At 72.8% G+C, this 18,605-nt stretch carries 18 protein-coding genes, 2 tRNA genes and 1 riboswitch; of the genes, 11 read left to right on the top strand and 9 right to left on the bottom strand.

Going from position 1 to position 18,605, the window contains the following annotated elements; genetic code table 11:
• Positions 1–24: 24 nt before the first annotated feature.
• Positions 25–98 (top strand) — tRNA-Pro (locus tag ACFYMU_RS15525).
• Between the two features lie 233 nt (positions 99–331).
• Positions 332–1,039, top strand: coding sequence for a GntR family transcriptional regulator (locus tag ACFYMU_RS15520; protein ID WP_388372987.1), 708 nt, complete (start codon positions 332–334; stop codon positions 1,037–1,039).
• Positions 1,040–1,111: 72 nt separating this feature from the next.
• Here the strand turns inward: ACFYMU_RS15520 and gndA are convergent, their stop codons facing one another.
• The 4 genes from gndA to ACFYMU_RS15500 form a co-directional block, all read right to left on the bottom strand.
• The gene (gene gndA / locus ACFYMU_RS15515; RefSeq protein ID WP_388372985.1) at positions 1,112–2,551 is read right to left on the bottom strand and encodes an NADP-dependent phosphogluconate dehydrogenase; all 1,440 of its coding nucleotides are present in this window, start codon (positions 2,549–2,551) and stop codon (positions 1,112–1,114) included.
• 269 nt (positions 2,552–2,820) lie between these two features.
• On the bottom strand, positions 2,821–3,621 hold the full coding sequence (thiD, locus tag ACFYMU_RS15510) for a bifunctional hydroxymethylpyrimidine kinase/phosphomethylpyrimidine kinase (protein ID WP_388372983.1): 801 nt from the start codon (positions 3,619–3,621) through the stop codon (positions 2,821–2,823).
• Between the two features lie 113 nt (positions 3,622–3,734).
• Positions 3,735–3,826, bottom strand: a riboswitch (TPP riboswitch).
• 91 nt (positions 3,827–3,917) lie between these two features.
• Positions 3,918–4,574 (bottom strand): endonuclease, encoded by a 657-nt coding sequence (locus ACFYMU_RS15505; protein ID WP_388372982.1) that lies wholly within the window; start codon positions 4,572–4,574, stop codon positions 3,918–3,920.
• Positions 4,575–4,676: 102 nt separating this feature from the next.
• Positions 4,677–4,934 (bottom strand): WhiB family transcriptional regulator, encoded by a 258-nt coding sequence (locus ACFYMU_RS15500; protein ID WP_388372980.1) that lies wholly within the window; start codon positions 4,932–4,934, stop codon positions 4,677–4,679.
• 149 nt (positions 4,935–5,083) lie between these two features.
• On the opposite strand from ACFYMU_RS15500, the gene ACFYMU_RS15495 reads away from it, so the two are divergent.
• Both ACFYMU_RS15495 and ACFYMU_RS15490 read left to right on the top strand, forming a co-directional pair.
• The gene (locus ACFYMU_RS15495; protein WP_388372978.1) at positions 5,084–6,271 is read left to right on the top strand and encodes a thiolase family protein; all 1,188 of its coding nucleotides are present in this window, start codon (positions 5,084–5,086) and stop codon (positions 6,269–6,271) included.
• A 204-nt stretch (positions 6,272–6,475) separates the two neighbouring features.
• On the top strand, positions 6,476–7,249 hold the full coding sequence (locus ACFYMU_RS15490; RefSeq protein ID WP_388372976.1) for a sulfite exporter TauE/SafE family protein: 774 nt from the start codon (positions 6,476–6,478) through the stop codon (positions 7,247–7,249).
• Here ACFYMU_RS15490 and ACFYMU_RS15485 read toward each other — a convergent pair.
• Positions 7,231–8,043, bottom strand: coding sequence for an HAD-IIA family hydrolase (locus ACFYMU_RS15485; protein ID WP_388372974.1), 813 nt, complete (start codon positions 8,041–8,043; stop codon positions 7,231–7,233). The genes ACFYMU_RS15490 and ACFYMU_RS15485 overlap by 19 nt on opposite strands.
• Before the next feature lie 107 nt (positions 8,044–8,150).
• Here ACFYMU_RS15485 and ACFYMU_RS15480 point away from each other — a divergent pair, with 107 nt between their 5' ends.
• Positions 8,151–8,897 (top strand): cobalt-precorrin-6A reductase, encoded by a 747-nt coding sequence (locus ACFYMU_RS15480; protein WP_388372972.1) that lies wholly within the window; start codon positions 8,151–8,153, stop codon positions 8,895–8,897.
• 124 nt (positions 8,898–9,021) lie between these two features.
• Here the strand turns inward: ACFYMU_RS15480 and cobF are convergent, their stop codons facing one another.
• Positions 9,022–9,810 (bottom strand): precorrin-6A synthase (deacetylating), encoded by a 789-nt coding sequence (gene cobF, locus ACFYMU_RS15475; RefSeq protein WP_388372970.1) that lies wholly within the window; start codon positions 9,808–9,810, stop codon positions 9,022–9,024.
• A 56-nt stretch (positions 9,811–9,866) separates the two neighbouring features.
• On the bottom strand, positions 9,867–10,403 hold the full coding sequence (locus ACFYMU_RS15470) for a DUF309 domain-containing protein (RefSeq protein ID WP_388372968.1): 537 nt from the start codon (positions 10,401–10,403) through the stop codon (positions 9,867–9,869).
• A 100-nt stretch (positions 10,404–10,503) separates the two neighbouring features.
• Here ACFYMU_RS15470 and ACFYMU_RS15465 point away from each other — a divergent pair.
• Positions 10,504–10,577 (top strand) — tRNA-Pro (locus ACFYMU_RS15465).
• A 182-nt stretch (positions 10,578–10,759) separates the two neighbouring features.
• Here ACFYMU_RS15465 and ACFYMU_RS15460 read toward each other — a convergent pair.
• Positions 10,760–11,002 carry a DUF6059 family protein gene (locus ACFYMU_RS15460; protein WP_388372966.1) on the bottom strand — a complete coding sequence of 81 codons (243 nt, stop codon included), beginning with the start codon at positions 11,000–11,002 and terminating at the stop codon, positions 10,760–10,762.
• A 242-nt stretch (positions 11,003–11,244) separates the two neighbouring features.
• Between ACFYMU_RS15460 and ACFYMU_RS15455 the strand changes: the two genes are divergently transcribed.
• The 4 genes from ACFYMU_RS15455 (at position 11,245) to ACFYMU_RS15440 (ending at position 14,940) form a co-directional block, all read left to right on the top strand.
• Positions 11,245–12,045 (top strand): BTAD domain-containing putative transcriptional regulator, encoded by an 801-nt coding sequence (locus ACFYMU_RS15455; RefSeq protein WP_388372964.1) that lies wholly within the window; start codon positions 11,245–11,247, stop codon positions 12,043–12,045.
• Positions 12,046–12,152: 107 nt separating this feature from the next.
• Entirely contained in the window at positions 12,153–12,926 is a 774-nt protein-coding gene (locus ACFYMU_RS15450) for a thioesterase II family protein (protein WP_388372962.1), read from the top strand.
• 155 nt (positions 12,927–13,081) lie between these two features.
• On the top strand, positions 13,082–13,495 hold the full coding sequence (locus ACFYMU_RS15445) for a DUF4260 family protein (RefSeq protein ID WP_388372960.1): 414 nt from the start codon (positions 13,082–13,084) through the stop codon (positions 13,493–13,495).
• A gap of 200 nt (positions 13,496–13,695) precedes the next feature.
• On the top strand, positions 13,696–14,940 hold the full coding sequence (locus tag ACFYMU_RS15440; protein ID WP_388372958.1) for a cytochrome P450: 1,245 nt from the start codon (positions 13,696–13,698) through the stop codon (positions 14,938–14,940).
• 229 nt (positions 14,941–15,169) lie between these two features.
• Here the strand turns inward: ACFYMU_RS15440 and ACFYMU_RS15435 are convergent, their stop codons facing one another.
• On the bottom strand, positions 15,170–16,429 hold the full coding sequence (locus ACFYMU_RS15435) for an FAD-dependent oxidoreductase (RefSeq protein WP_388372956.1): 1,260 nt from the start codon (positions 16,427–16,429) through the stop codon (positions 15,170–15,172).
• A 177-nt stretch (positions 16,430–16,606) separates the two neighbouring features.
• On the opposite strand from ACFYMU_RS15435, the gene ACFYMU_RS15430 reads away from it, so the two are divergent.
• The gene (locus ACFYMU_RS15430) at positions 16,607–18,541 is read left to right on the top strand and encodes an HAD-IIIC family phosphatase (protein ID WP_388372954.1); all 1,935 of its coding nucleotides are present in this window, start codon (positions 16,607–16,609) and stop codon (positions 18,539–18,541) included.
• The last annotated feature ends 64 nt before the right edge of the window (positions 18,542–18,605 follow it).

Here is an 18,605-nt window from a genome sequence, read left to right as displayed (position 1 = left end):
GGAAACCCCAGGTCAGGCGGGCAACGGGACGTGGCGCAGCTTGGTAGCGCACTTGACTGGGGGTCAAGGGGTCGCAGGTTCAAATCCTGTCGTCCCGACTTGTGCAGCAGCAGGTCGGAGGCCGTATCGGGAACACCGGTACGGCCTTTTGGTCATGTCCGGGGACCGGACGGAGCAGGCCGTGGCCGCTGCCCGGCGTGCCCGGTGTGCCCGGTGTGTCCGGGACGCAGAGGCTGACAGAGCGGCCGTCGGGGGCCTCCATGGTTAGATGGAACTGTTGCGCACATTGTTGCCAATATTTGTCATAGCGTGAGCGACCAGGGGTGAGACAGTGCCGACAGGGCGGGCACAGGACGGCCGGCCGGCCGAGCCGGGCGAGAACGGCACCGGTACGTCGGAGGGCCCGGTCGTCGCCGGGATCCGGCGGGCGATCCTCGACGGGGAGTTCGTACCGAACCAGCGGCTGGTGGAGGCGGACCTCTCCGAGCAGTTCTCCGCCAGCAGGGCCAGCGTCCGTGCCGCGCTGCTCTCCCTGGCCAACGACGGGCTGATCGAACGCGTCCAGAACCGCGGCGCCCGGGTGCGGGCGGTCTCGCTGGCGGAGGCGATCGAGATCTGCGAGGTCAGGATGGTGATCGAGGGGCTGTGCGCCGCCCGGGCCGCGCAGCGGATCACCGACGAGGAATCCGAGGAACTGCGGGGCATCGGCGAGAGCATGACCGCGGCCGTCGACTCCGGCGACGTGCTCGGCTACTCGGAGCTGAACGAGCGGCTCCACCGCCGCATCAGGGACATCAGCGGCCAGCGCACCGCCGCGCAGGCCCTGGAACGCCTCAACGCGCAGAACGTCCGCCACCAGTTCCGGCTGGCGGTGCACCCCGGCAGGCCCAAGACGTCACTGCCCGAGCACCTGGCCATCATCGAGGCGATCCGCGCCCATGACGCCGACGCCGCCGAGGAGGCCGCCCGCGCGCACCTGCGCAGTGTGCTGCGCACCCTCCCCGAGATCGACCGGACCAGGACGGCCACCGGCGCCTGACCACGCGGGTCACGCGCCGCCGCTGCCGGGCTCCCGGCCAAAGGCCCGGCAGCACGCCGGTGCCCGCCGGGCTCAGGCGACCGTCTCGACGCGGTCGGCCGTGCCCCAGAGCGTGTGGAAGCTGCCCTCGCGGTCGACGCGCCGGTAGGTGTGGGCGCCGAAGTAGTCGCGCTGGCCCTGGGTCAGCGCGGCCGGCAGACGGTCGGCGCGCAGCGAGTCGTAGTACGACAGCGCGGCCGAGAACGCGGGCACCGGCACCCCGCGGCGGGCGGCGGTGGCGATCACCTCGCGCCACGGCACCTGCGCGGCCGCGATCTCCGTGGCGAACGCGGCGTCGGACAGCAGACTGACCAGACCCGGATCGGCGGCGTAGGCGGCTCGGATGCGGTCGAGGAAGGCCGCGCGGATGATGCAGCCGCCGCGCCAGATCGTCGCGACCGCACCGAGGTCGATGTCCCAGCCGAACTCGTCGGCGGCGTCCAGGATCATCTTCCAGCCCTGGTCGTAGGCGATCACCTTCGACGCGTACAGGGCCTGCTCCACCTGCGCGGTGAAGCGCTCGGCCTCGTAGGCGGTCAGGTCCGCGCCCGTGCCGCCCGGAAGCCCGCGATAGGCCGCGCGCAGGGCGGACTGCCCGGAGGCCGCGCGGGCGAAGGTGGCCTGGGCGATGGCGGTCACCGGGGAGCCCAGCTCCAGCGCGGTCTGCACGGTCCAGCGCCCTGTGCCCTTCTGCCCGGCGGCGTCCGCGACGACGTCCACGAACGGCTTGCCGGTCGCCGCGTCCACATGGGACAGCACCTCGGCCGTGATCTCGATCAGATACGAGTCCAGGCGCCCCGTGTTCCACGCGCGGAAGGTCTCGGCGATCGTCGCGGGGGAGAACCCCGCCACCTGGCGCAGCAGGTCGTACGCCTCGCCGATCAGCTGCATGTCGGCGTACTCGATGCCGTTGTGGACCATTTTCACGAAGTGCCCGGCGCCGTCCGTGCCGACATGGGTCGCGCACGGCTCACCGTCCACCTTCGCGCTGATCCTCTCGAACATCGGGCCGAGGGCGGCGTACGACTCCGCCGAGCCGCCGGGCATGATGCTCGGTCCGTGCAGTGCGCCCTCCTCGCCACCCGAGACGCCCGCGCCGACGAAGTGGATACCGCGCTCGCGCAGTGACCGCTCGCGGCGGCGGGTGTCGGCGAAGTGGGCGTTGCCACCGTCGATGATCATGTCTCCGGGCTCCAGGAGCGGGGCGAACTCCTCGATCACCGCATCGGTCGCCGCGCCCGCCTGCACCATGATCATGAGACGGCGCGGACGCTCCAGCGCCGCCACGAACTCCTCGGCCGTCTCGGCGGCCACGAACGCGCCCTCGTGCCCGAACTCCTCGACCAGTGCCTTGGTCCTGGCGGGGGTGCGGTTGTGCACGGCGACGGTGTACCCGTGTCGCGCGAAGTTCCGGGCCAGGTTGCGGCCCATCACCGCGAGCCCGGTGACGCCGATCTGCGCGGTCGCCTGCATGCTGTGCTCCTTGGGTCCGGATCCGCGCCGCCCGCGCGTGCGGCGGGCGGTGCGGATGTCGCTCGGTACGGCTCGTGCCGCTGTACCGATCGAGTACGGACGGCGGGGCGGGAGTTGCTCACCGCACGGAGCGGCACCTCGGTCGGGAGGACCGGCGCGGCCCCATCCGCTCAGGTCCCGGGGTGGGGGCGCGGCGCCGCGGCCTCCCGCACGCCCCCGTGCGCAGCCGCGGCTTCCCCGCACGCCCCCGTGCGCAGCCGCGGCCTCTCTCACGCCCTCGTGCGCAGTCGCCACCCGTGGTCCACCGGCCCGATCCCGGCGCCCAGCGCGAACCCCGCGGCGATCGCCGCCGTGACGTACTCCTTGGCACGCCGCACCGCCTCCGGCACCGCGAGGCCCTCCGCGAGCCCGACCGCGACGGCGGAGGCGAGGGTGCAGCCGGTGCCGTGGGTGTGACGGTTGTCGTGGCGCGGAGCGCGCAGCCAGTGCTCTTCGCGGCCGTCGGTGAGCAGGTCCACCGCCGCCCCGCCCGGCAGATGTCCGCCCTTCACCAGCACCCACCGGGGCCCGTACGCCAGCAGCCGCGCGGCCGCACGGCGCAGACCCGGCTCGTCGGTCACCGTGACACCGGTCAGCTCCGCCACTTCGTCCAGGTTCGGCGTGGCCACCGTGGCCAGCGGCAGCAAGCGGGTGCGTACGGCGTCCAGCGCGTCGTCCGCGAGCAGCCGGTCGCCGTGCTTGGAGACGCTCACCGGGTCCACGACGACCGGGGCCGCACGGTCCGTGAGCAGTTCGGCCACGGCCGTGACGAGCGCGGGCGAGGCGAGCATCCCCGTCTTGACCGCCTGGACGCCGATGTCGCCGACGACGCTGCGGTACTGCGCGCGCACCGCCTCCACGGGCAGTTCCCAAGCGCCCTGCACACCGAGGGAGTTCTGGGCCGTGACCGCGGTGACCACGCTCATCCCGTGGGCGCCGAGCGCCAGCATGGTCTTCAGATCGGCCTGGATCCCGGCGCCGCCGCCCGAGTCGGACCCGGCGATCGTCAGGACACGAGGCGGGGCGCTCATACGAGGGCCACCGGGAACGCGGCGGAACCCCCGGGAGCGCGGGGAGCGGTGGGCGTCCGCCCGTCGAGGACGACCCGTGGGCCGTCAGCGGGCCGGGAGCGGGAAACACGCGCCGATGGCATGGAAGACATCCCTCCGCCAGTGCGAACTGGTTCAGGTTCGACGGGTGTGATCTCAGCCCGCAGGGGCACCCCGTGTCCGGTACGGCGCACAGACTAACCCGGGACCGGGGAACTGCCGCGCGCAAGGGCCGCCGCGGCCCTTGCGCGCGGCACCGCGCGCCCGCCCGACGCCCTTCAGGCGGCGTGCTCCAGCACGTCCTCGGCCAGCTTCCGGTCCAGGGCCGCACGCACCAACGCGGCGGCCAGCACGGCGGGTTCGGTGTCCCCGGCGAGCTTCAGCAGCTTCCCCGGGTCCTTGGGCAACCCGAGCCGCTCCGCCCCCGACAGCGCCTTGGCGTCCAGGTGGGGGGCCACCTCCGGCCAGACCCGCTGCGCCTCGCGCAGGAAGATGTCCGCACCGGCCGGCCCCATCCCCGGTATCTCCTGGAGCAGCCGGCGCAGGGCCGCGACGTCCCCGTCGGCCTCCTTGCGCAGGCGCCGGAGGTCGCCGCCCCAGCGCTCCTCAAGCAGTTCGGCGCCGTTGCCGAGCTGGGTCGCCGTCCGTTCGTCGTAGCGCCGGTAGCCGCCCCGCCCCAGGGCGTCGACGCGCTCCTGCCAGTCGGAGCCGGCCATGCGGCGCGGGTCGCTGAGGTTCGCGTCGTGCAACGCGCGCGCCGCGGCGAGGGCGACCGACGCGCGGATGCGGGCGCTGAGCAGCAGGGCCAGCAGCAGCAGCCGATAGAGCGGCTGCGGTGTGTCCTCGAGCCGGATGCCCGCCTCCTCGGCGTAGGTGCGCCCGTGCTCGGTGACGAGTTCCCGGATGACGCCGGCCGTGTCGCTCGTGCGGGTCATGACGGCCTCATCGTGGCGGCTCGAGCGGGTCGTGGCCGAGCGTCGTCGTCCCGGGTCCGCGGCCGGGCCGCCGGCTCCTGGGAGGTCGTACGGCACCACCGTTCATCGTGCGCTTCTCCTTGCCGCTCGGTGTCTCATGGTCCGCAGCAGATCGGCGCGTTCGTCCTCGCCGGTGCCGCCCCACACGCCCGCCGTCTGCCCGCTGCTCAGTGCCCAGGCCAGGCACTGCGCGATCACGGGGCAGCGGCGGCAGACGCGTTTGGCGGCGGCGATGTCGTCGAGGGCCGGTCCCGTCGTCCCGACGGGGAAGAACAGTTCGGGGTCCTCGCCCCTGCATGCCGCGTGCCGCAACCACTCCATGCGCGCCCGGGTCCCCAGGACGGATCGGGCGAAACAAGGCCGAGGACGGCGACGCGGGGTCCCGGGATCTTCCCAGCCGACCCGCGGCGGTCTATAGTCCAAAACTAGCAGTGCTAATTAACTATCACCGTCCGACCAGGAGTCCCGTCGTGCGCACCGTCCACTTCGCGGCAGCCCGTCGCACCCCCATCGGCAAACTCCGCGGCGCCCTGGCCTCCGTACGGCCCGACGATCTGGCCGCGACCGTGATCCGCGGCCTGATGGCCGACGTGCCGGCCCTCGACCCGGCCCGCATCGACGACGTCTACTGGGGAGCCGCCAACCAGGCCGGCGAGGACAACCGCAACGTCGCCCGCATGGCCGTGCTGCTCGCCGGCCTGCCCGAGTCCGTGCCGGGCGCCACGGTCAACCGGCTGTGCGCCTCCGGCCTGGAGGCCGTGACGACCGCCGCCCGCGCCGTCGCGGCGGGCGAGGCCGAGATCGTGGTCGCGGGTGGCTCCGAGTCCATGAGCCGCGCCCCCTTCGTGCTGCCCCGGCCCGACGAGGCGCTGCCGCACCGTATCGAGACCGCGGACACCCGCCTCGGCTGGCGCCTGGTCAACCCGGCGATGAAGGACCTCCACGGCCTGCTGGCCATGGGGGAGACCGCCGAGGAGGTGGCCCAGCGGTACGGCGTGCCGCGTGAACGGCAGGACGAGTTCGCGCTGCGCAGCCACCGGCAGGCCGCGGACGCCCGCAAGGACGGCTGCTTCGACGACGAACTCCTGCCCGTGACCCGTCCCGACGGTGTCGTGGTGACCGCCGACGAAAGCGTGCGCGAGGACACCTCGTACGAGAAACTGGCCCGCCTGAAGCCGGTGTTCCGCGACGGCGGCACGGTCACCGCGGGCAACGCCTCGCCCATGAACGACGGCGCGGCCGGACTCCTGCTCGTCAGCGAGGAGGCGCTGAACGAGCTCGGGCTCGAATCCCTCGGCCGGTACGTCGCCGGTGCCTCGGCCGGTGTCCACCCGGACGTCATGGGCATCGGCCCCGTGCCGGCCACCGAGAAGGCCCTCGCACGCGTCGGCTGGACCATCGGCGACATCCAGGAGGCCGAACTCAACGAGGCGTTCGCCGCCCAGTCCCTGGCCTGCGTCGACCGCCTCGGCATCGACCCCGAGCTGGTCAACCCGACCGGCGGCGCCATCGCGCTCGGTCACCCGCTCGGCTGCTCCGGCGCCCGCATCCTGACAACCCTGCTGCACCGCATGCGCCGCACCGGCTCCCGCCGCGGGCTCGCGACCATGTGCGTGGGGGTCGGGCAGGGCAGCACGGTGCTGGTCGAACGGCACTGAGCGCTCCGCGGGACGTCCCGTGCATCACCCGCGGGTCCGTCGTGGCTGGTCGCGCAGTTCCCCGCTCCCCTTTCGGGCGCTGCCGAACCGCACCGGGCTTCCCGGACCCGCTTGGGCCCGGGGCCGACGCCCGGGGCTTTCGCCGGTCACCCGGCGGGGCACTCCTGACGCGTCCAGATGCATGGACATAGCATCGGTCCCCGCATGAACACGATGACGCTCTGGGACATATCCCCGTGGGGGTTCGCCGCGCTGGCCGCCGCGGCGATGCTCGTCGGCTTCTCCAAGACCGCGGTGAGCGGCGCCAACACGGTCAGCCTGGCGATCTTCGCCGCGGTGCTGCCCGCCCGCGCCTCGACCGGCGTCCTGCTGCCCGTGCTGATCGTCGGGGACGTCCTCGCCGTCCTCACCTACCGGCGGCACGCCCACTGGCCCACCCTGTGGCGGCTGTTCCCGGCGGTCGCCGGCGGCGTCGTGCTCGGCACGCTGTTCCTGGTGTGGGCCGACGACGCCGTCGTACGGACGTCGATCGGCGCGATCCTGCTGCTGATGGCGGCGGTCACCCTGTGGCGCCGCCGGAGCGCCGGCCAGGAGGAGGAACCCGGTTCGGTGACCACGCGTGCCGGCCGGATCAAGGCCCGCTCCTACGGCGTCCTCGGCGGCTTCACCACGATGGTCGCGAACGCGGGCGGTCCCGTGATGGCCATGTACCTCCTGTCCGCGGGCTTCCGTAAACTGGGTTTCCTCGGCACCTCCGCCTTCTTCTTCCTGATCGTCAACGTCTCCAAGGTGCCCTTCAGCGCGGGCCTCGGCCTGATCGACGGGCGCTCACTGCTGCTGGACGCGGCGCTCGCGGTGTTCGTGGTGCCGGGCGCGTTCATCGGCACGTGGGCGGTGAACCGCATCGACCAGCGCCTCTTCGAGCACCTGGTGATCGCGGCGACGGTGCTCGGCGCCGTTCAGCTGCTGCTGCGCTGACCGCGGCCGGAGGGGCGCCGGAGCAGCGCGGGGAGGTCCGCGAAGGAGTCGAGGACGTGGTGGGGCTCGCCGCTCGCGTCCCGGTGCGTCTGCGGCAGGTACTTGCCGGTCTTCACGAGGACCCCGGTGAGGCCGGCGCGCTGCGCCGCGAGGACGTCGGACTCGATGTCGTCGCCGACCATCAGCGTCCGGTCGGCGGCGGTCCCGAGGCGGGCCAGCGCCGCCTCGAAGAACGCGGGCGACGGCTTCCCGGTGACCTTGGCCTCGATGTGCGCGGCCTTCTCCAGTCCGAGCAGGAACGCCCCCGAGTCGAGCTGGAGCCCTCGGTCGGTGCGCCAGTAGAGGTTGCGGTGCATGGCGACCAGCCGCGCCCCCTGCTGGAGATGGCCGAAGGCGCGGTCGAGCGCCTCGTAGCCGAACTCGGGACCGGCGCCGCCGACGATCACGACGTCCGGGACGGTGCCGGAGTCGTCGACGAGGTCGACACCGACGAGGTCCTCCCGGATGTCACCGCTGTTGAGCAGCCAGCAGCGCGCGCCCGGACAGTGCTCGGCGAGATGGGCGGCGGTGACGGCGGGCGCGGTGAGGATGTCCTCGGCGGTCACGGGGAAACCGGCCGCGGAGAGGGTCCCGGCGATCGACGCACGGGTGCGGGACGTCGTGTTGGTGAGCAGTGCGACGGCGAGACCCGAGGCGCGGATCTCCCGCAGCGCCTCGACCGCACCCGGCAGGGGCTGCCACGAGACGGTCAGAACGCCGTCGATGTCGATGAGCACGGCACGCACGGAATCCATGCCAGGACGATAACGAGCGCGGTGCCGTGCCGCCGAGACCTCCTCGGCCCCGCGCGTCCGCCGGGGCCCGTGCGAGGGCGGTGCGGACGCCCCGTAGCCTCGACGTCATGCCCCCGCACGTCCTGGTCCTCGGCGGCACCACCGAGGCACGCGAACTCGCCGCGTCGCTCGCGTCCCGCCCGGGGGTGCGGGTGACGACCTCCCTGGCCGGACGGGTGACCCGGCCGGGGAAGCTCGACGGTGAGGTACGCGTCGGGGGCTTCGGCGGCGCGGAGGGGCTGGCCGTCTGGCTGCGTGACCACCGTGTCGACGCGGTGGTGGACGCCACGCACCCGTTCGCCGCCGGCATCACGGCGAACGCGGCGCGGGCCGCGGCGGCCGCCGGTGTTCCCGCCGTGGTGCTGCGCAGGCCCGGCTGGAGCCCCGGCCCCGGCGACCGCTGGCAGGAGGCGGCCTCGCTCGCCGACGCCGCGGACCTGCTCCCGTCGCTCGGCCGGCGCGTCTTCCTCACCACCGGCCGGCTGGGGCTCGCCGCCTTCGCCCACCTGAGGGAGCTGCACTTCCTGGTGCGGTCGGTGGAGCCGCCCGAGCCGCCCCTGCCGCCGGACGCGCAGGTGCTGCTGGCGCGCGGGCCGTTCACGGCCGACGGCGAGACCGTGTTGTTGCGCGAGCACCGCATCGACGTGCTCGTGACCAAGGACAGCGGGGGAGCGGCGACGGCCGCCAAACTCACGGCCGCCCGCGGCCTCGGGCTCCCCGTGGTGGTCGTACGCCGCCCGCCCCTGCCCGAGGGGGTGACGGCGGTACCGGACGTGGCCGCGGCGCTGTCCCGGCTGGGCCTCGGCCCCCGGTGACGGCCGCGGCGGTCCGGCGCCGGCTCGACGGCACGTGGCACCGGGTGCCAGGAGGCCGGAGGCGGCTCCTGGAGCCCGGGCGACTCCAGGGTGCCGGGCGGTGCCGCGGTGCCGGGCGGTGCCGCTACTCGGCGGGGCCGACCCGCCCCCGTGGATGCCTGCGCAGCAGATACGTGTCCATGATCCAGCCCTTGCGCTCGCGGGCCTCCGCGCGCAGCCGCCCGATGCGCTCGGCCGTCTCCGCCAGGGGGCCGGAGACGAGTATCTCGTCCGGTGTGCCGATGTACGCGCCCCAGTAGATGTCGATGTCCTGGTCCGCGTACTGCTGGAAGGTCTGGTGGGCGTCGAGCATCACCACGACGTCGTCGACCCCCTCCGGAAAGCCGTCCGCGAGGCGGCGGCCCGTGGTGATCTGGACGGGCCGGCCGACGCGGTTGAGCCCGGTGCGGTGCCGGGCGACGAGGGCCGAGACGCTGCTGATGCCGGGCACGACGTCGTACGAGAACGTCACCGTGCCCCGGCCCAGGATCTCCTCGAGGATGCCGAGCGTGCTGTCGTACAGCGCGGGGTCGCCCCACACCAGGAACGCACCGCTCTCGTCCTCGCCCAACTCCCGTGCGATCAGCTGTTCGTAGAGATCGGCGCGGGCCGACCGCCAGTCGCCGACGGCGGGGGAGTAGGCGGCGCCGCCCGCGGCCCGGTCGCGCTCGGGGTCGCCGGCCTCGACCACGCGGTAGGCGCCCTCCGGCAGATGGGCGCCGAGGATGTCACGGCGGAGCCGCACGAGGTCCGACTTCACCTCGCCCTTGTCGAGGATGAAGAACACATCCGTGCTCTTCAGCGCCCTGATCGCCTGCAGGGTGAGCTGGTCGGGGTCGCCCGCCCCGATGCCGATGACATGAATCCTTCGCACACCGAGAGTCTGCCGTACGCCCCTCGCGGTCCGCGCACGCCCCCGCCCCGCCCGCCCTACGGACGCTTCCCCCGCAGCCGGGGTGCCCATGCCCGCGCGTCGACGCCGGCCGCCTCCCGCTCCACCACCGAGGCCAGCTCCCTTGCCCAGGCCACCAGTTCGCCCACCTCGATGTCGTACGGACTGGAGCGGCCCGCCCCGGCCGCCCACTCCTCGACGGCTCCCGCGCCGCGCCGCAGCAGCCGGGCGCCGCCGGTCGTGTTGCCGCGGGCCGCATGCGTGAGACCGACGGCCAGCTGGGCGAGCCCGCGCCACAGGGCGCGATCCTCGTCGGTCCCCGACTTCCAGGCGTCCTCGAAGACCTCGTGCGCATGGAACGGCATCCCCGCGTCGAGCAGGGCCTGAGCCTCGGCGACGGTGTCCTCGCCACTGCGCACGAGGCCCTCCGGCTGCCGCGCCACGCCCTGGGAGCCGTACGGCAGGGGTCGGCCCAGGCCGTCCCGGGGCCGTGCGTTGCGGGCCCGTCCCGCAGTGTCGCGGTCGCGGTCGCGGTCGCGGTCCGGGCCCGACCCGACATCCGATGCGTCGCTCATAGCCCGATTGTCCCGCGTTCCCCGCCGTTTTCGAGGCAGCCCACGTCGTGGGGTAAAGTGCTGTTCGCGCGATCACGCGGAACACCGCGGGGAAGCGCAACGGGACGTGGCGCAGCTTGGTAGCGCACTTGACTGGGGGTCAAGGGGTCGCAGGTTCAAATCCTGTCGTCCCGACGGTTACGGCCGGCGGGTCTGCCGAAAGGGCAGACCCGCCGGCCGCGTTCGTGTGGCGCCGTCGGTGTCGCCGACGAGTGGTCCTCGGACGGCCCGTGGCACTCGGTGCCCGTGGCAGGCGGACCACGACGCACCTCCCCGGGAAGGCGCCGGCGCCGTCGGGAGAAGCCAGGGGCGGAGCGTCACCTTTCGGTGTGCCGCACGTCGATGCCGAGTTCCGCCCACAGCTCACGCTCCACCCGGCTCGGCGGAGTCGTGCAGTACCGCTCCGGGTGCCCGGCCGGGGGGCCCTGCGGAGCGGTGTCGGTGCCGGGGTAGGGGTAGTGGACGCCGGGAAGTGGCCCGACCGTGAAGGCGCCGATGCCGCCGAGCTGGAGGAACAGCTTCATCGCGACGGCATTGGCCCTGCTGAGCCAGAGTCTCACCCTCACTCCACCCCTCCTCTGTGCGGCCGGTCCCGAGGCCGTCCCCGGGCGACCCGGCCGGACCGATGGTCACCGCACGCCCTGAAGCACCGCTAAAAGGCGGGGTTGTGGCGCGAACCAATCGGGTGGCGTGAAAATTTCATATCCCGAGGCAACAGATTTCCCGGACGAAATCATGATCGGCTAAGTGTCGTCGCGGGCGCTGACGTGTCAGTGTTCCGACAGGCGGAAGGAGCAGTGGCATGGAGATCGGCGTTCTCGGGCCGCTCGTGGTACGCATCGACGGCACCTCCGTGGTGCCGAGCGCGGCCAAGCCGCGTCAGATGCTTGCGCTGCTGGCGGTCAATGTGGGATGGGACGTGAAGGTGACGACCCTGACCGAGGAGCTGTGGGAGTCGAGCCCGCCCAGCGGGCCTGCAGGTGTGGTGCAGACCTATGTCAAACAGCTCCGCCGGGCCATCGCCCTCGCCCTGCGGCCGGAGCGTGAGTGCACCCCGAAAGAGGTGCTGAGCCGCGGCTATGCCGGGTACACGCTGAACCTGCCCGCGCCCAGGATGGAGGCCGACGTCTTCCAGGAGCTCACCGGCCGCGGGTTGCGCGCTCTGGCCGGCGGTGACGACGAGACCGCTGCGAAGCTGCTGGGGCAGGCGCTCGCCATGTGGCGCGGACCGGTGCTGGCCGACGTGCGTATCGGACCCGCGCTGCGCGTCGAGCTCCTGCGGCTGGAGGAGGCACAGCGCTCCGCGCTGGAGGGACGGATCACCGCGGATCTGCGGCTCGGCCGGCATGCCGAGGTGATCGGCGAACTCCTCGCGCTCACCGAGCGGTTCCCGCTCCAGGAGAGCCTGCACGCGCTGCTGATGCTGGCGCTCTACCGGTGTGGACGTTCATGGCAGGCGCTCGAAATTTTTCGCAAGCTACGCGCGTCGACTGTGGAAGAGCTCGGTATCGAGCCGTCATTGCGCGTCCAGCAGCTGCACCGGGCGATCCTGGCAGCCGACCCCCAACTCGACGTCGTCGTGCCGAGTTTGGCGGCCTTTTAGCGGTCCCGCGCACTATGGGAGCCGCGCCGGCCGGCCGGCGTCCGGTGCCGACGCACCGCGGACCCGGCCGGCCGCTCACTCCCTGGACGGAACCGAGACGGAGCACCATGACGCGATACCTGTCCCGGAGGCGCCCGGACCACGAACCGGGCCCCGCGACGCGGCTGTTCTGCTTTCCGTACGCGGGGGGCGGAGCCTCGGCGTACCGCCGATGGCAGCGCGGCCTCGACGACCATGACGCCGGGGTGCGGGTGATGCCCGTACAACTGCCCGGCCGCGAGGGGCGGATCAACGAACCCAGGTTCACCGATCTGGACGCCCTCATCGACGACATGGACGCACAGCTCGACGACGAGCTGTGCGGACCCCACATCTTCTACGGACACAGCATGGGGGCGCTCATCGCGTACTCGCTCGCCCGGCGGCGGCAGCAGCGCGGCGCGTCCCTGCCGCGGGCACTCGTGCTGAGTGCCTACCGCGCCCCGCACCTGCCGGCCCCGCCGATCGCCGACCCGGAGGCCGCGGACGAGGAACTCGTCGCCGCCCTGGTGGATCTCGGCGGCATCCCGCAGGCGCTGCTCGGCCATCCGGAGTTCCTCGCCGTGCTGCTCCCGGTGGCCCGCGACGACCTCCGGCTGTGCCTCGGCACCACCCCGGCGCAGACCGAGCCGCTCCAGGTGCCGCTGCACCTGTTCGCGGGGCGCGCGGACCGGTTGGTCACCGTGCCCGAGATGCTCCCCTGGCAGCAGCACGCGGGGCGCGGATGCGAGGTGCGTACGATGTCCGGCGGGCACTTCTTCGTCAAGTCGAACGAGGACGCCTTCCTGCGGGAACTCGCCTCCCTGACGCGCCGGTACGCCACCGAGCAGGTCGCGGTGTAAGGGCCGGAACCCCGGCCGGGGCATGAGAATCTCATGTTTCGGCCCTTCCCGGGTCATGCCGGACTCATGGCGGCATCCCTGTGGCGGCGCGGCGCGCTCCCCGTGGGTGTGCCGCCCCACCTGTGTGCGGATCCACCGCGAAAGGAGCACGTCCCGTGACACACGACGCCGCGGAAGGCGCTGTCAGGAGTTCGGCCTCACGCCAGGTTCGCATCGCCTGGGGGCTGCTGTCCGCCCTCCTGCTGATCTGGGTGGTGCTCGAAGCGGTGAAGCACGGGGGATGGGTGATCGCCGCGGCGGTCGCCGGTGTCGTCGCACCCGACCTGTCGTTCTTCGTCGGTGCCTCCGGGCCGCACGCGCACGGCCAACTGCCCCGCGGGACCGTTCCCGTCTACAACCTCCTGCACCGGCCCGTCGTGGCCGTCGCCGTCATGCTCACCTGCCTGGTACCGGACGCCCCGGCCGTCGCGGTCCCCCTGTTCACCTTCGGTCTGGCCTGGATGCAGCACATCTCCTCCGACCGGGCCTTCGGGTTCGGCCTGCGCACCGCCGAGGGCTGGCAGCGCTGACCCGCGGCAGCGACGGCAGGACGGCGGTCCACGTCCCCCCCCGGGGACGTGGACCGCCGGCGTCCGAGGGCTTTGGTCCCGCGCAAGCCCGTGCTGCGAGGCTCGTCGGGGTCCCCGACGGTGCCCCTCGCCGCGGGTCGGGCACCACGACCGCGCCGCACACAAGTACCCGCTGAGCACCCTGTTGCCGGAGGAAACGCATGGAAACGACGGACACCACGGACACGACGCACGGCGGGCCGGAGACCGACCGACCCGTACTGGACTACCCGTTCCACCGCCCATCCGCCGTCGAAGTGCCGCCCGTCTACGAAGAGTTGCGGGCCAAGTGCCCCGTCGCCCACGTCCGGCTGCCCACCGGCGACGAGGGCTACGTGGTGACCCGCTACGACGACGTGCGCACCGTTCTCGCGGACGCCAGGTTCAGCCGGGCCGCCACCATCAACCCCGACGCCCCGCAGCTCACCCCCACGCCTCCCGTGCCAGGCAGCCTGTTCACCACGGACGCGCCCGAGCACACCCGGCTGCGCAGGCTCGTCTCCCGGGTGTTCACCGCACGCCGGGTGCAGAACATGCGGCCGCGGATCCAGGAGCTGACCGACGGCCTGCTGGACGAGATGGAGAAGACCGGGGGGCCGGTCGACCTCAACACGGTGCTGGCCTTCCCGCTGCCGGTGATGGTGGTCTGCGAACTGCTCGGTGTGCCCTTCGAGGACCGCGACCGGTTCCGCGAGTGGTCGGACGCCTTCGTCTCGCTGACCGCGCACACCCCGGAGGAGACCGAGGCCCAGCGCCAGCAGATGATCGGGTACCTGGCGGCGCTGGTCAAGCGCAAGCGGGAGGAGCCGACGGACGACCTGATGGGGGCGCTCGTCACCGCACACGACGAAGAGGGCAGCCTCAACGAGTACGAGCTGATCGTCATGGCGGCGACCATCCTCGTCGCCGGCCACGAGACCACCGTCAGCATGATCGGCAAGATGGTCCTGACCCTGCTCCGCCATCCGGAGCACATCGCCACGCTGCGCGCGCACCCCGAGATGATCGACCACGCCATCGAGGAGCTGCTGCGCGTCAACCCGATCGGTGACGGAGGCCCGCTGCGGATCACCCTGGAGGACGTCGAGGTCGGCGGCACGGTCATCCCCGAGGGCAGCGCGGTCCTGGCGGCGGTCTGCTCCGCCAACCAGGACCCCTCGCGCTTCCCCGGCGCGCAGGCGAACGAGTTCGACCCGACGCGGCCCGAGGCCATTCACCACCTCGCGTTCGGCCACGGCCCGCACCACTGCTTGGGCGCCGCGCTGGCCAGGGCGGAGCTGCAGATCGTCATCTCCTCGCTGCTGAACCGCTTCCCGGGCCTGCGGCTCGCGGAGGACGCCGACGCCCTGGAGCTGACGACCGGGATGATGGTGCACGGCCTGACCCGGCTGCCCGTCACCTGGTGACGGACCCGGCACAGCGCCGCCCGGCCGTCACCCGGTGACGGCCGGGCGGCGGCACGACCGGCCGACCCGGTGCACCCCCCCCGCAGCAGCTCCTCCCCGGAACGGTCCCAACCCGGTACGGCGGCCGGCCCCAGCGGGCACACAGGACAAAGGCCGAGGCCCGTACGCTCCTGTACGGGCCTCGGCCTTGTGTCGTCCGCCGACCCTCACCGGTCCGCGGCCGCACCGGTCACACATGGGTGGCGGAAGACTGCGCCTTCACGACGTGCGGCCCGGGCTTCTGCAGCTGGAAGTACGCGCGTCCCAGGACCCTCTCCTTCAACTTCTGGCTCCGGTCGACCACCCGGTACAGCGAGCGGCGGAAGACACCGCCGGCGCCGCGCAGCGCGAACAGCCGCTCCTGCCGCAGCTGCAGACCGCGCGACGTGGCGACCGCGTCCTCCCGCGCCCGCTGGAACTCCTCGCAGGCCCGCAGCAGCGTCGCCTCGTCTCCGCCCCTGTCGAACGCGTCGCGCACCAGCGGGGCCAGCGTCACCGCGTCGGCGATCGCGTGATTGACGCCCTGCCCGAGGATCGGCGTCAGCGTGTGCGCGGCATCGCCGATCAGGACCAGGCCCGGCATGGACCAGCGCGGCACGAACGCGGTGAAGATGTCCAGCAGCGTGGTGTCGGACCAGGTACGGATCTCGCTGCGTACCGACCCGGCCAGCTCGGGAGCGAGCCGGTCCAGCCGCTCGTACAGCGCGGGCAGACCCTGGGCGCGCAGTTCCTTCAGCCCGCCCTTGGGAATGTTGAAACCGACACGCACATTGTCCGGGTGGGTCGGGATGAACAGCCCGTGCTGGTCGCCGCGGATCCGGATGCGATACGTACGGTTGTCCCACTCGGGCGGGAACGGCAGCTTCAGCCACACCACGTCACGGTTCAGCGGCAGCTTCGTGTACGTCAGGCCCGACATCTCGCGGATCTTGCTGAACCGGCTGTCCGCCGCCACCGTGAGCGCCGCGCGCACCGTGATCTCGCCCTCCGGGGTGCGAGCGATCACCCCCGTGACCGGGCCGCTCTCGCCGCCCGTGCGCAGCAGACGGCTGGCCGTCGCCCGGCGCACCAGAGTGAAGTGCTCCGAGTACTCCTCCTGCCCGAGGCCCGCCAGGGCCGAGAGCAGCGCGGGCTGGGGCATCTCCACCGGGTAGGGGTGCGGGTAGGGGAAGCGCCGGAAGTCGGCACGCAGCACCGTGCTGCCGGAGTCGACGATCTCCATGCGGTGCATCTGCTGGTAGGAGCCCTCGAGCCGGTCGAGCACACCCATCCGGTCGAGCAGCCACACCGAGTCGGGGGAGACCGACTCGCCCCGGAACGACCGGTCGAAGTGGCCGCTCTGCTCCAGGACCACGACGGACACCGAACGCTTGGCGAGTTCCACGGCCAGCGTGAGCCCCGCCGGGCCTGCCCCGACCACGCACACCTCTGCGGTCAGCTCAGTTGTCATCGTCACTGCTGCCTTTCCGACGAAGTCATGGTCCGCCGATGGTCCGCACCTCGCCTAAAGCACCTCTTGCGGGGCACCGCGTGCCACAGGGGAGGGACCCCGGGCGCAAGCCCGTCTTTAGGGCCGGGGCCGAAGCTCCCGACAGCCCGCCCGCTCCGGCAGAGAGGCGAACAGACCGTGAGCACAGCAGTGAAGACGTCCGGCCCGGGGCACACCGTGCCCGCCGGCCCCCTGGACCGGCTGCGCGCGCTGCACGGCGAGAAGCGGCTCGCCGACGAGTACCCGTCGGTGTCCGGACTCCTCGCCGAACTCGCGCAGTCCGACGAGGCGTTCAGCCTGCTCGCACGCGCGGGCCGGCTGCTCGCGAAGGTCGCGCCCGAGGACATCGTCCAGCGGCACCCGACCGTGGTGCCCGCCACCGTCGCCGTCATCGGACACGGCACGCTCGACGGGCTGACGGCGCCGCTCACCGCCGAGCTGGCCCGCCACGGGATCCCGGTGCGGGTCAGGACCGGCGACTACGACTCCTGGCAGCGCGATCTGCGGGACACCGGCAGCGACGTGTACGCGCCCGGCACCGAGCTCACCCTCTGTCTCCTCGACGCCCAGATCGTCTTCGACGAACTGCCCCTGCCCTGGGGCCCCGAGGACGTCTCCAGGGCCGCCGCCGCCAAACTGGAGCTGCTCGACCGGCTCGCCGCCCACTACGACGAGCACGGCACCGGCACCCTGGTGCTCAACACCCTGCCGCTGCTGCGCACCCACACCCACCAGCTGGTCGACCACCGCTCCCGCACCGAGCTGTCCGTCGCCTGGCGGGAGTTCAACACCGGGCTGCTGCGGCTCGCCGCCGCGCACCCGCGGCTGCACGTCGTCGACCTGGAGCCGCTGATCGCCGAGGGGGGACCGGTCCGCGATCCCCGGCTCGCCGCCTACGCCACGGTGCACCTCGGGGAGGACGTGCTCGCCCGGTACGCCCGTGAGGCGGGCCATCTGCTGCGGACGCTGCGCGGCAGGGCCAGGAAGGTCCTCGTCGTGGACCTCGACAACACCCTGTGGGACGGCATCCTCGGCGACGACGGACCCGACGGCATCGCCGCCGCCACCACCTACCGCGGCGCGGCCTTCGGCCGGTTCCAGCGGGTGGTCAAGCAGATCGGCGGCCAGGGCGTGCTGCTCGCGGTGTGCAGCAAGAACGACCGCGAGCCGGTGCTGGACGTGCTCCGCGACCACCCCGACATGGTCCTGCGCGAGGCCGACTTCGTCCGGATCAGCGCCGACTGGGAGCCCAAGGACGGCAACATCCGCGACATCGCCGTCCGGCTCAACCTCGGTACCGACAGCTTCGTCTTCGCCGACGACTCCCCCTTCGAACGGGGCCTGGTCGCCTCCTCGCTCCCCGAGATCGCCGTGATCGGGCTCGACGAGGAACCGGCGCTGCACATCGACCGGCTGCTCGCCGACGGCTGGTTCGACGTGCGGGAACTGACCACCGAGGACCGGGGCCGCGCCGTGCAGTACCGCCAGGAGGCGGAACGGCTGGACCTCCAGCAGACCACCGGCTCGATGGAGGAGTACCTGCGCGCCCTCGGCGTGGAGGTCGAGGTCGCCCCGGTACGGGATCACGAAGTGGCCCGGGTCGCCCAGATCACTCTGCGCACCAACCAGTTCAACCTCACCACCCGCCGGCTCCAGCCGTCCGACGTCCGTGAGCGGCTCGCCTCGCCGGGCCACCTGGTGCTGGCCGTGCGCTCCCGCGACCGCTTCGGCGACAACGGGGTGGTCGGCGCGCTCTTCGCGCACCGGGAGGACGAGGCCCTGCGCATCGACAACATGCTGCTCAGCTGCCGGGTCTTCGCCCGCGGCATCGAACAGGCCACCATCGCCGCGCTGCTGGAGCACGCCGTGGACTCGGGCGCGACCGAGGTGCGCGCGAGCTACCGGCGCACCGCCAAGAACCACAAGGTGCGCGACTTCTACCCGTCGCTCGGCTTCGAGCAGGCCGCCGAAACGGCCGACGGCACGGTCGAGTTCCGGCACCCGCTCACCCGGCTGCCCGAGGTGCCCGATCACGTGGCCCTCGACGCGGGCTTCGGGAACGCCGCCGGATGACCCGGCCCCGGCCCCCGCGCCGGCCGCCTCCGCGGCCTCGCGCGCTCCGGGCCGGCCGGAGCCG

It is taken from the genome of Streptomyces sp. NPDC007264 (assembly GCF_042869095.1).
GTDB lineage: Bacteria > Actinomycetota > Actinomycetes > Streptomycetales > Streptomycetaceae > Streptomyces.
Note: the sequence above shows the minus strand (reverse complement) of the source record. Positions and strands in the feature narration are given on the sequence as shown.

Excerpts from the sequence above, each read along its gene's own strand:
- ACFYMU_RS15505 (WP_388372982.1), bottom strand. The coding sequence starts at position 4,574 with ATGACCCGCACGAGCGACACGGCCGGCGTCATCCGGGAACTCGTCACC.
- ACFYMU_RS15455 (WP_388372964.1), top strand. The coding sequence starts at position 11,245 with ATGGAGATCGGCGTTCTCGGGCCGCTCGTGGTACGCATCGACGGCACC.
- ACFYMU_RS15450 (WP_388372962.1), top strand. The coding sequence starts at position 12,153 with ATGACGCGATACCTGTCCCGGAGGCGCCCGGACCACGAACCGGGCCCC.
- ACFYMU_RS15440 (WP_388372958.1), top strand. The coding sequence starts at position 13,696 with ATGGAAACGACGGACACCACGGACACGACGCACGGCGGGCCGGAGACC.
- ACFYMU_RS15500 (WP_388372980.1), bottom strand. The coding sequence starts at position 4,934 with ATGGAGTGGTTGCGGCACGCGGCATGCAGGGGCGAGGACCCCGAACTG.
- ACFYMU_RS15470 (WP_388372968.1), bottom strand. The coding sequence starts at position 10,403 with ATGAGCGACGCATCGGATGTCGGGTCGGGCCCGGACCGCGACCGCGAC.
- ACFYMU_RS15480 (WP_388372972.1), top strand. The coding sequence starts at position 8,151 with ATGCCCCCGCACGTCCTGGTCCTCGGCGGCACCACCGAGGCACGCGAA.
- ACFYMU_RS15485 (WP_388372974.1), bottom strand. The coding sequence starts at position 8,043 with ATGGATTCCGTGCGTGCCGTGCTCATCGACATCGACGGCGTTCTGACC.
- gndA (WP_388372985.1), bottom strand. The coding sequence starts at position 2,551 with ATGCAGGCGACCGCGCAGATCGGCGTCACCGGGCTCGCGGTGATGGGC.
- thiD (WP_388372983.1), bottom strand. The coding sequence starts at position 3,621 with ATGAGCGCCCCGCCTCGTGTCCTGACGATCGCCGGGTCCGACTCGGGC.
- ACFYMU_RS15490 (WP_388372976.1), top strand. The coding sequence starts at position 6,476 with ATGAACACGATGACGCTCTGGGACATATCCCCGTGGGGGTTCGCCGCG.
- ACFYMU_RS15435 (WP_388372956.1), bottom strand. The coding sequence starts at position 16,429 with ATGACAACTGAGCTGACCGCAGAGGTGTGCGTGGTCGGGGCAGGCCCG.